Genomic DNA, 11651 nt, shown 5'->3' on the forward strand with positions numbered 1-11651 from the left:
GCTTTGATCAGAACGGAAGAACTGCTGCTGAACGTAGGGCCGCAGCACCCGAGCACGCACGGGGTGTTTCGGATTGTGGTTAAGCTGGACGGCGAGATCATCACGGAAGCCACTCCGGTGATGGGCTATCTGCATCGCGGCACGGAGAAGCTGGCCGAGAACTTAACGTATACGCAAATCATTCCTTATACCGACCGGATGGATTACGTCTCCGCCATGACGAACAATTATGTTCTCGTTCATGCCGTGGAGAAGCTGATGGGAATCGAGATTCCCGAGCGCGCCGAATTTCTTCGGCTGATCGTCATGGAGCTGCAGCGGGTGGCAAGCCACCTTGTCTGGTGGGGCACTTACCTGCTTGACATCGGGGCGATGAGCCCGTTCCTGTATGCGTTCCGCGACAGGGAGATCATCATCAACCTGTTCAACGAGCTGTGCGGCGCCCGCTTAACTTATAATTACATGCGCGTGGGCGGTGTCAAATGGGACGCCCCGGAAGGCTGGATCGAGAAGGTTCGGCAGTTCATCCCCTATATGCGGGATAAGCTGGACGAATACAACAACCTGGTCAGCGGCAACGAGATCTTTTTGGCGCGGATCAAGGGCATCGGCAAATACGACGCAGAGACGGCCATCGCCTACGGGCTAAGCGGGGCCAACCTGCGCTGTACCGGGGTTCCATGGGATTTAAGAAAAACGCAGCCGTACAGCCTGTACGACCGGTTCGAGTTCGACGTCCCGGTGACGACGAACGGGGATTGCTACGATCGCTATCTTATCCGCATAGCGGAAATTCGCGAGTCGCTGCGCATTCTCGAACAGGCCGTCGAGCAGTTCCCGGCCGAAGGCGAGATCATGGGGAAAGTGCCGAGAGTCATCCGCCCGCCGGAGGGCGAGGTATACGCCGCAATCGAATCGCCGCGCGGCGAGATCGGCTGCTATATCGTCTCCAAGGGCAAGGATAAGCCTTATCGCTTGAAATTCAGGCGTCCGTCCTTCGTCAACCTGCAAATCTTGCCGAAGCTGCTGGTCGGCGAGACGATGACGAACCTGATCACCATACTGGGCGGCGTCGATATCGTCGTCGGGGAGGTGGACTGCTGATGTTGGATTTGCTGCAGCAACAGCTGACCTGGACGAACGCGGCCATATTTTTGGCTTGGGGCGTCGTTCTGCTGCTCGTGATTCTCGGCTTTGTCACGTATGCGATCTATTTCGAACGGAAGGTTATCGGCTGGATGCAGCTTAGGATCGGTCCGAACCGGGTCGGTCCGCTCGGCCTGTTGCAGACGGTAGCCGACGTGACGAAGCTATTGATCAAAGAGGATACGATACCGAAAAAAGCGGACCGCGAGCTGTTCATTCTCGCTCCGGTCATCGCCTTCATCCCGTCGTTTGTCGTCGTCGCGGCCATTCCGTTCGCGCCGCAGCTGATGAGCGCTGACCTCAACATCGGCGTGTTGTATTATGTGGCGCTGTCGGGCATCTCGACGATCGGCATCGTGCTCGGCGGCTGGGCGTCCAACAACAAGTACGCGCTGCTGGGCGGCATGCGCTCCGCGGCGCAAATGATCAGCTACGAGATTCCGCTGGTCATCTCCGTCGTCGGCGTCGTCATGATGACGGGCAGCATGAATTTGCGGGTCATTGTGGAGCAGCAGGCCGGCGGATTTTGGCACTGGAACTTCCTGCCGCAAATCATCGGCTTTGCCGTCTTTATCGTCGCGGCCGTATCCGAGCTGAACCGGACGCCGTTCGACTTGCCGGAGGCGGAATCCGAGCTGGTCGCAGGGTATCACGTGGAGTACAGCGGCTTCCGGTTCGCCTTCTTCATGCTGGCCGAATACGTGTACGTCTTCGCCATTGCGGGATTGACCGCCTCGCTTTTCCTGGGCGGCTGGCAGGCGCCGTTCCCGTTCCTGAGCTTCATCCCGGGTATCGTCTGGTTCCTGCTGAAATTTTCGTTCGTCGTCTTCTTCTTGTTCTGGCTGCGCGCGACGATGCCGCGGATTCGCGTCGACCAGCTGATGGGACTCGGCTGGAAGGTGCTTTTGCCGCTGGCGCTGGCCAACATTTTCGTGACGGCGATTTATCTGGGCATCACAGGGTAAGCAGGATGTCAGAAGGAAAGGGTGAAACAAGCGAATGAAAGGGATCATCAAGGGTATGGGCGTCACGCTGAAAAGCATGACCAAGAAGAAGATCACTTACGCGTATCCCGATGTGCCGCTCGAGATGCCGGACCGCTTTCGCGGCATTCAGCACTTCGATCCCGAAAAATGCATCGTGTGCAACCAATGCGCGCGCATTTGCCCGACGGAGTGCATCAACTTGGTTGGCAAGCCGAATCCGGACCCGGAGAAAAAGGGGAAGGTTATCGATACGTACGACATCAATTTTGAAATATGCATCTTGTGCGATCTGTGCACCGAGGTGTGTCCGACGGAAGCGATCGTCATGACGAACAACTTCGAATTGAGCACCTACAGCCGTGACGACCTGTTCAAAAACTTGCAGTGGCTGAACGACAACAACACGAATATCCGCAAGGATACCAATTCGGCGCTGTCGAAAGGCGGGGCGAAGTGATGCTGGGAAATATCGTCGCTTTTCTGTCCAGCGGAGCCAATATCGCATTCTTCGTCTGCGCGCTGCTGGCCATCGGCGGGGCGGTCTTCATGATCAGCTTCACGAAGGTCGTGCATATGCTGTTGGCCATGGCCCTGACCTTCCTCAGCCTGGCCGGCCTGTACGTCCTGCTGGAGGCGGAATTCGTCGCCGTGGTGCAAGTGCTGATCTATGCCGGAGCGGTGTCGATCGTGATGATCTTCGGCATCATGATGACGAGGCACCGGGGGGATGAGGTTGAGCCGAAGCGGCCCCTGCACAGCTGGCTGCTCGGCATCGGCTGCCTCGCTTTGTTCGGGATCATCTTCTATGCGATTCAGCAGACCGCCCTGCCGACCGGGGAGTTTCAGGCGGCCGGAGACAACACGATGGAAATCGGCAAACAGCTGTTCACGCTGCATGTCATTCCGTTCGAGCTGATGTCGGTGCTGCTGACGGTGGCTTTCATCGGAGCCATTATCGTAGCCAAAAGAGAGGAGGACTGAGGGCATGAGCGGATTGGCAACGCCCTATTTGACGCTGGCGGCCATACTGTTCTGCATCGGGCTATATGGCGCGCTGTCCAAAAAAAATGCGGTCATCGTGCTCTTGTCCGTCGAACTGATGCTCAATGCGGTGAATTTGAACCTGGTGGCCTTCTCCAAGCTGGGGGTTCATCCGGGGCTGACCGGGCAAATCTTCTCCTTGTTTACGATTACGGTAGCGGCGGCAGAGGTTGCGGTAGGCATCGCGATCCTGATCGCGTATTACCGCAGCAGGGGAACGACGAATGTCAACGAGATGGATTCGATGAAGCGATAGGGGGATGGTCCAAACATGGTATCGGCTTACTCGCAATATGCCTGGCTCATCCCGTTGTTCCCGCTGCTGTCGTTCCTGATCTTAACGGCGGTAGGGCGGCAGCTGAGGGATGCGGGTGCCTATATCAGCATCGTGAGCGTATTCGTTTCGTTCGTCCTTTCGCTTCTTGTATTTTGGGAGCGGCTGGGCGGACAGGTCGAGGACTACACCTGGAATAACCTGCAGTGGCTCAGGCTGGGCGACGTCACGCTCACGATGGGCTTCGAAGTGACCAATCTCAATGCGCTCATGCTGGTGATCGTGACATTGGTCAGCCTGCTCGTCAATATTTACTCCAGCGGTTATATGCACGGCGACGAGCGGATTAACGTATTTTTTGCTTACATATCGCTGTTCACTTTCTCCATGCTCGGGCTCGTCATTTCGGCCAACTTGCTTGAGCTGTACATTTTCTGGGAACTGGTCGGCGTCTGTTCGTTCCTGCTCGTGGGCTTCTGGTATTTCAAGCCGGAGGCGCGGGCGGCGGCCAGGAAAGCATTTATTGTGACGCGCATCGGGGATGTCGGCTTGTTCATCGCCATCCTGCTGCTTTTCTGGTTTATGCCAAACCATGCGCTCGATTTCAGCTCGATTCATAACGCCTTCAGCGGCGGCGAAATGCCCGCAGGGCTGACCACGCTGATCGCCATCCTGATCTTCGTCGGCGCCATCGGCAAGTCCGGGCAATTCCCGCTGCATACATGGCTGCCCGACGCGATGGAAGGCCCGACGCCGATCAGCGCATTGATCCATGCCGCGACGATGGTTGCCGCCGGCGTTTATCTGGTGGCCCGCACCTTCGATATTTTTGCCGCTTCGCCTGCGGCGCTCGGGGTGGTCGCCTTCATCGGCGCTTTCACGGCGATCTTCGCGGCGACGATCGGCACGGCTCAAAACGATATCAAGCGCGTGCTGGCTTACTCTACGGTCAGCCAACTCGGATATATGATGATGGCACTCGGCATCGGCACCGCCGCCGCCATGACCGCCGGCATCTTTCATCTGTTCACGCATGCGTTCTTCAAAGCGCTGCTGTTCCTTGGGGCGGGCAGCGTCATTCATGCCGTACATACGCAGAACATTCATGAAATGGGCGGTCTCGGCGGCAGGATGAAAATAACGGCGTGGACGTTCGGCATCGGGGCGCTGGCTTTGTCCGGCATCTTCCCTCTGTCGGGGTTCTGGTCCAAGGATGCGATCTTGAGCGAAGCTTACCGGCATAATCAGGCGCTGTTCTGGATCGGCCTGATCGCCGCCTTCTTCACTGCGTTCTATATGTCGCGGCTGTTCTTCCTGGTATTTGCCGGCAAGCCGCGGAGTTCGGCAGAGGCGCACGAATCGCCCATGTCGATGACGCTGCCGCTCATCGTGCTTGCGGTGCTGGCGGTTGCGGCAGGCTTCGCCTTCACGCCGTTCAATCCGTGGCTCGGCGAATGGCTGGTCGGCCATACGGAGGGAGAGCATGCGAATTGGCTCGTCATCGTGCTGTCCAATCTCGTCGGACTGCTCGGGATCGGGCTTGGCTACCTGGTCTATGTCAAGCGCACCGTGCCGGCGGACGCCATTTCGTCCAGAGCCCCCTGGCTGTACCGGCTGCTGGAGCGGAAATTTTACATCGATGAATTGTACCAGACCGTCATTGTACGCCCGCTGCAGGGCCTTGGCCATCTCCTGACGCTGTTTGACGTATATGTCGTGGACGGAGCGGTGCGGCTTGCCAGCTATGCGGCGACGGGCCTCGGCCGGGCCGGGTCCAGGCTCCAGAACGGTCAAGTGCAGACCTATGGGCTGGCAACGCTGCTGGGGCTTGTTATCCTCGTGCTGGCGCTGGCGGGAAGGAGGTTCATCAATTTTGGATAATGTGCCGATTTTATCGCTTATCGCCTTGTCGCCGCTTCTGGGCGTGCTGATCATCCTGTGTCTTCCCGCGGCGCGGGGGAACTGGATTCGCACGACAGCTGTAGCGGTCACGCTCATTCCGCTGGCGCTGTCCGCCTGGCTGTACTACCGGTTCAACGATCAGCTGCCGGGGTCGCAGTTCACCGAGCAGCTGCCGTGGATCACGATTCCGCTTAACAAAGAAACGCTCGGGCAAGGGCAGGTTACGTCATTTTTCATCCAGTTTCAATACAAGCTGGCGGTTGACGGCCTATCGCTGCCGCTCGTCTTTCTGACGGCGCTGGTCGCCACGATGGCTGCCCTGGCCTCGGTCTATATCAAGAAGCGGTGGAAAACGTACTATCTTCTGTTCTTGCTGCTGGAGACCGGCATGCTCGGCGTGTTCATGGCGCAGGATCTGTTCCTGTTCTTCGTCTTCTTCGAGGTAACCTTGATCCCGATGTTCTTCCTGGTCGGTATCTGGGGGTATATGGAGCGGGAGCGCGCCGCGAGCAAGTTCCTGATCTATAACGGTCTCGGGTCGGCCATTATGCTGATCGCATTCCTGATTCTCGTCAGCACGGCGGGCTTCAGCGAGACGCAAGGGCAGAACGGAATATCGCTTATGTATACCGGCGACCTGAACGTTATCATAGACAATCTGTTTCATAATCCGCAGTCGTATGTGAGCCGGGGCGATCTGGAGGGGAACTTTTTCTTCTTGTCCGGGACGCTGCAGTGGGCGCTATTCATCATGCTGCTGGTGGCCTTTGGCATCAAGCTGCCCATCTTCCCGTTCCACACCTGGATGCTGAAGGTGCATACGGAGGCGCCGCCGTCCATCGTCATGATCCACTCCGGCATCCTGCTCAAAATGGGCGCATACGGGCTGATTCGCTTCGGCATTCTGCTGTTTCCGCAACAGGCGGTCGCTTGGTCGACGGTGCTGGCGCTTCTTGGCGTCGTGAATATTTTGTATGGGGCTGTGCTCGCCTTTGTGCAAAGGGAGTTCCGGCTCGTGCTCGCGTATTCCAGCATCAGCCATATGGGCATCGTGCTGCTCGGGATTGCGGCGTTCAATACGGTCGGGCTGGAAGGCGCCGTGTTCCAACTGGTATCGCACGGCTTGATCTCCGCGCTCATGTTCCTGCTCGTCGGAGCGATATACGAACGGACCCAGACGACGAGAGTGGACGAACTGGGGGGCATGGCGAAGTCGGTGCCGTTCATCTCCGGCATGCTGCTGGTCGCTGGGATGGCCTCGCTCGGCCTGCCGGGATTGTCCGGCTTCGTCAGCGAGTTTCTCGCCTTCCTCGGGCTGTTCGAGACGAAGCCGATCGTGACTGCGGCCGGAGCGCTGGGCATCATTTTAGCCGCGGTATACGTCCTGCGCGGGGTGCTGTCCATTACGTACGGGCCGCCGGCGAAGGGAATCAAGGAAATGCGGGATGCGAGACTGGTCGAGGCGATTCCGATGATTGCGCTCGTCGCTTTCATAGTCGTGCTGGGCATTTATCCTGCCGTACTGAGCGAGTCGTTGCATCATACGGTCAGCGGCTTTGACCAATTTATTCGAAGCTTTGCGAAGATAGGGGGTTAGACCGGTGGAACCGTTACGTCTTGGGCTTGGTGATTTGGGACTGCTGGCCCCGGAGCTGACTCTGGTCATTGCCGCTGTCGCGCTGTCCTTGATCGATCTGTTGATGCCGCGGCAAGCTAGCCGTTCGTGGCTCGGCTGGCTGTCGCTGGTCAGCATCGCCTTATCGGCGGCATTCGTGATTGCGGCGTTGAATCCGGCTGAACCGAAGCAGTTGCTGCAGTTCAGCTACCGGGTCGACGATTTCGCCAATATCCTTAAGCTGGTGTTGCTGACCGGAGCGGGGCTTATTACATTCATGAGCATCGGCACGATTCGGGAAGAGGAGACACCGCATGTCGGGGAATATTATTATCTGCTTCTGCCCGCGACGCTCGGCGGCATGATCATGGCATCCTCCGGCGATCTGATTACGCTGTTCGTCGGCTTGGAGCTGCTTGGCATCACTTCCTATATTTTGGCGGCGATGCGCAAGAAGCGTATCCAATCTAGCGAAGGGGCCTTCAAATATGTCGTGCTGGGCGGCGTTTCGTCGGCGATTCTGCTATACGGAATGTCGTTCCTGTACGGGATGACGGGATCGACCTCGATCCCTGTGATCAACCAGCAGCTGGGCCAAAATGCGGACACGATGCTGCCGTTTCTGTACCTGAGCTTTTTCCTGATGCTTGCGGGCTTTAGCTTCAAGATCGCGGCGACTCCGTTCCATATGTGGGCGCCTGACGTGTACCAAGGCGCACCGACGCCGGTGACGGCCTTCCTGGCGACCGTCTCGAAGGCGGCGGCGTTCGCGGCGATGTTCCGCGTGATGTACGGCGTATTCGGCGTCGGCCAGCTGATGGGCACCACCTTTCACGCCGACGTGCTCACGGCGATGATGGTCGTTGCCGCCGCGGCGATGATCGTCGGAAATACGGTCGCCTTGAAACAAACCCACACGAAGCGTCTGTTGGCCTATTCGGGCATCGCCAATTCCGGCTACTTGCTTGTGCCGATTGCGATACAATTCGGCTTCGTGCATTACGGCAATTTTTCGGAGTTCGTCTTTTATCTGATCGCCTACATGTTCATGAACATCGGCATGTTTGCGGTGCTGATGATCATTGAGCGGTCTACCGGCGACGAGGAGCTGAGCGGCTTTGCCGGACTGTACTACCGCGCGCCGTGGACGGCCGCTGCGGCGGTGCTGCTTATCCTGTCGCTGGCCGGCCTGCCGATCTCCGGAGGCTTCTTCGGAAAAGTGTATATTTTGCTCGGCACGATGCAGACGCAGCATTATTGGCTCGGGGCGGTGCTGATCGTGACCAGCGTCATTTCGTTTTACTATTATTTCGGGCTGATCCGCCAAATGTTCATGCGCAGCGATTTCGAGTCGCGGCCGGTGAAGGTCGCGCTGCCGCTCGGCATCGCGGTGTGGATCTGCGCCGGGGCGAGCTTCGTGCTCGGTCTCGTGCCGCACTGGGTGCTGGCCTGGATTGAAAGCATATTTACGCTCACCCAGGATTTGTTCATGTTCAGCTAATCAGCCAAGGCGGCGGGAGCTCGGCATGCGCGATCGCGATTCGTGCGTGCCGGGCTTTTCGCATTGCGTATCTGCGAGGCTGAGGCCGGTTTACCGGTTTCATAGACGGTATTATTACAATTTCACGAACAATCTACTTCATGGGAAGGGAGGGCGCGGATTCCAGTTGCGCATGTTCCGGTCCAACCTATAGAATGAGAGAAGATGTTAATTCACAAGCGAGGCGCAGGGGCTATGAAACTTCCAGGGACAACATATAGCAAAAGGATGGACAGCATGCTGGCGGCGCTGGCGGGCTTGCTTCTGCTGATAGCGTTTGCGGCGCCTGTTTATGCTGCGGTAGCCAATGACCCGTTTGCGGAAAAACAAGATTATCTTCGTACAATCCACGCCCAGGAGGCATGGGATATCGCCCGCGAGAATCGGGATATGATTATCGCTATCGTCGATACGGGTGTCGATCTGGATCATCCCGACCTGGAGCCGAATCTCGTTGCCGGCAAAAATCTGATTCAGGAAGGGGCGCCGCCGGAGGACGATAACGGCCACGGCACGAATGTCGCCGGAGTCATCGCCGCGGTCGGCAATAATGACCGGGGGGTCGCGGGGATTCTCTGGAAGGCCAAAATGATGCCGATCAAAGCGTTGGAAGCAGACGGCACGGGCGGCGAGCAGAAGCTCGGCGAAGGCATCCGCTATGCGATCGACAACGGTGCCAAGATCGTCGTATTGTCGCTGGGCTTGAACAAATATTCCGATTATATGCAGGAGATTGTCGATTACGCCGAAGCGAACGATGTGCTGCTTGTTGCCGCGACCGGCAACGACGGGAACAGCGTCCAGTATCCGGCCGCCTATCCGACCGTCCTCGGGGTCGGCGGCTTGTCTCGCGCGGGGGAAGCCGATCCGCGCTCCAATTCCGGCCCGGAGGTCGACGTGGTCGCTCCGTGGAACGTATTTACGACGGCCATGGGAGGCGACTACGAATACAAGGACGGCACGTCCATGGCGGCGCCTCAGGTAGCGGCTGTCGCCGCTCTGATCTGGAGCCAGAACCCTCAGCTGAAAGCGGGTGAAGTTCGCCAATTGATTCGCCAGTCGGCGCAACGTTTGGGCGAGGAGATTTGGAATCCGGCTACCGGCTTCGGTCTGCTGCAGGCGGACCGGGCCCTGAAGGAAACGTTTGTGCGGGATATGTATGAACCGAATGACCGCAAGGATTTGGCCAAAGCGCTGTCGATCAGCCAGAGGGTGAACGCCACGCTCGCGGGAAGTGCGGATACGGATTGGTTTTATATCGATGCGCCGTATGACGGCACCATTCGCGTCAAGCTGGATGCCTCTCCTGATGGGAGGTTCTCCTTGCAGCATACGGATGCCGCAGGTACGCTGACCAGCCACATCGTCGCCGGCGGACAAAGCGTAGCGCTTGCGGCGACGAAGGGGCGCGGCTACGTCCAGCTCAGGCTGGCCAACCACAACGTGCAGCGCGAAGTTCCTTACACGCTAACGACGTCCTTCAATATTTATGCCGACCCGTTCGAAAATAACGACAAGCAGTATAAAGCGTTCGTGCTGCCGTCCCGATCCGGGACGTATGTCGGAACATTCCATCAAAGCAATGACGCCGATTGGTTCGAATTTCCCGTCCCTCAATCGGGGTCGCTGCGGATTCGGCTCAGCGTGGATACGGCCCGGATCGATCCGGTGCTGACGATTCAAAAACAAGGGGGCAAAGCGATTGTCGTCGATTCGGTCGGCGATGGCAAGACGGAGACCTATTATTTGCCGGAAGTGTTCCCGGGAAGTTATTTTATCAAGGTCAGCAATGTGAAGGAATATGCGAACCCGATCGTCGGGGAATATACGCTGCAGATCGAATATGATGCCCGCCTGACCGATCCGAACGAGCCGAACGACCATTCGTATCAGGCGACGACGATGACGCTCGACACGTCGTACGAAGGGCTGATCGATCCGGCGGGAGATATCGATTGGTTCCAGTTCAGCCTCGAGGAAGAGAGTTTGGCGGAGGTACAGCTTAGCAATATTCCTTCACCGGTCCGGATGAACATGCAGCTGCTCAATCGAAGCATGGAGCCGATCGCTGCCGCGAAGAACGCTTCGGGCACAAGCTCGCAAAAGCTGTCCAACCGGCTGAGCCCCGGCACGTACTATATTCGTCTCGATGCCGATCGGGCGTTCGACAACCGGATGTACCAATTGAAGGTTAAGGCCAGGCCGCTTGTCGGCGGATATGCGGATATCAAGGGGCACTGGGCGGAGAAGGCGATCCTCGAACTGGGAGAGAGCAAGGTGCTTGAAGGATACGGCGATTATACGTTCCGGCCGGATCGCCCCATTACCCGGGCCGAGACGACGGCTGTGCTGTCGCGGGCATTCGGGCTGACGAACGAACGAGGAATCAGCTACCGGGACATTTCGGCCGGGCATTGGGCATATTCCTTTATCGCCAGAGCTTCGCATGCAGGAATTATTGATGGTTACCCGGACGGCACCTTTGCTCCGGATCAACCGGTGACCCGGATGGAGATGACCGCCATGCTGGCCCGCAGCCTGAATATGTCGGGCAAGAGCCGGGGGGCCGTGCCTTTTAACGATGTGGACAATGACTATTGGGGTACGCCGCTGCTCAAGCAGATGAAGGCGGAAGGCTGGATCGGGGGGTACCCGGACGGTTCGTACCGGCCGGATCAGCAGGCGACCCGAGCCGAATTGGTCGTGCTGCTCAGCAACATTCTTCGAAAGCGGTAATGCGGCTGACCGTCCGCCCATCGAAAGTGTTCCGTTCGCATTCGGATGAGGCGGATCCCGCCGTTTCCTTGAGCATGCTGCAGAAATGGCGAGCCGGGCGAATCAAGCTATTGCCGAAAACGGGGGGAAACGACCGAAATGGATTATTATGATCAAATGCAAAGCACTATGGGCTTAAACGGCTTGCTGAATATTGTCGTCTCATTGATATGCATCGGCTTCTCCTGGTGGGTGCTGCAGTCGCTCCGCCTGGAGGCCGCGCTCAAAAATCCAAGGAGCGCGCAGGCGAAGCTGCTGCAGGTTTTTTTGTCCGTTGCCCTCGGGTATCAGATTGCCAGGTTTATTATCGATTATTTCCAATGGTCCTCCTGGCTGCCGGGGATGTTTTAAGAAGAAACTCGAATAATGGCG

General features: G+C 57.7%; 10 protein-coding genes. All 10 read left to right on the forward strand.

Features of this window, described 5'->3' with window-relative positions:
• The first annotated feature begins 3 nt into the window (after window positions 1-3).
• The 10 genes from F591_RS0116075 (at window position 4) to F591_RS0116120 (ending at window position 11630) form a co-directional block, all read left to right on the forward strand.
• Window positions 4-1104 carry an NADH-quinone oxidoreductase subunit D gene (locus F591_RS0116075; protein ID WP_019535647.1) on the forward strand — a complete coding sequence of 367 codons (1101 nt, stop codon included), beginning with the start codon at window positions 4-6 and terminating at the stop codon, window positions 1102-1104.
• Window positions 1104-2111 carry an NADH-quinone oxidoreductase subunit NuoH gene (gene nuoH, locus F591_RS0116080; RefSeq protein ID WP_019535648.1) on the forward strand — a complete coding sequence of 336 codons (1008 nt, stop codon included), beginning with the start codon at window positions 1104-1106 and terminating at the stop codon, window positions 2109-2111. Before F591_RS0116075 ends, nuoH begins: the two co-directional genes overlap by 1 nt.
• A 34-nt stretch (window positions 2112-2145) precedes the next feature.
• Window positions 2146-2589 carry an NADH-quinone oxidoreductase subunit NuoI gene (gene nuoI / locus F591_RS0116085; RefSeq protein ID WP_019535649.1) on the forward strand — a complete coding sequence of 148 codons (444 nt, stop codon included), beginning with the start codon at window positions 2146-2148 and terminating at the stop codon, window positions 2587-2589.
• Window positions 2589-3113, forward strand: coding sequence for an NADH-quinone oxidoreductase subunit J (locus tag F591_RS0116090; protein WP_019535650.1), 525 nt, complete (start codon window positions 2589-2591; stop codon window positions 3111-3113). The genes nuoI and F591_RS0116090 overlap by 1 nt, the downstream gene beginning before the upstream one ends.
• 4 nt (window positions 3114-3117) lie before the next feature.
• Entirely contained in the window at window positions 3118-3429 is a 312-nt protein-coding gene (gene nuoK, locus F591_RS0116095; protein ID WP_019535651.1) for an NADH-quinone oxidoreductase subunit NuoK, read from the forward strand.
• A 15-nt stretch (window positions 3430-3444) separates the two neighbouring features.
• Window positions 3445-5328, forward strand: a complete 1884-nt coding sequence (gene nuoL / locus F591_RS0116100) for an NADH-quinone oxidoreductase subunit L (protein ID WP_019535652.1) — start codon at window positions 3445-3447, stop codon at window positions 5326-5328.
• Entirely contained in the window at window positions 5318-6946 is a 1629-nt protein-coding gene (locus F591_RS0116105; protein ID WP_026326666.1) for a complex I subunit 4 family protein, read from the forward strand. The genes nuoL and F591_RS0116105 overlap by 11 nt, the downstream gene beginning before the upstream one ends.
• A 4-nt stretch (window positions 6947-6950) precedes the next feature.
• Window positions 6951-8465, forward strand: coding sequence for an NADH-quinone oxidoreductase subunit N (locus F591_RS0116110; protein ID WP_026326667.1), 1515 nt, complete (start codon window positions 6951-6953; stop codon window positions 8463-8465).
• 276 nt (window positions 8466-8741) lie between these two features.
• A complete protein-coding gene (locus F591_RS0116115; protein WP_019535655.1) occupies window positions 8742-11240 on the forward strand; it encodes a S8 family serine peptidase in 2499 nt (832 codons plus the stop codon).
• A 138-nt stretch (window positions 11241-11378) separates the two neighbouring features.
• Window positions 11379-11630: a DUF1146 family protein gene (locus F591_RS0116120; protein ID WP_019535656.1), complete on the forward strand. Its 252-nt coding sequence runs from the start codon at window positions 11379-11381 to the stop codon at window positions 11628-11630.
• Window positions 11631-11651 lie beyond the last annotated feature (21 nt).

This window comes from Paenibacillus ginsengihumi DSM 21568 (genome assembly GCF_000380965.1).
Classification (GTDB): Bacteria; Bacillota; Bacilli; order Paenibacillales; family NBRC-103111; genus Paenibacillus_G; species Paenibacillus_G ginsengihumi.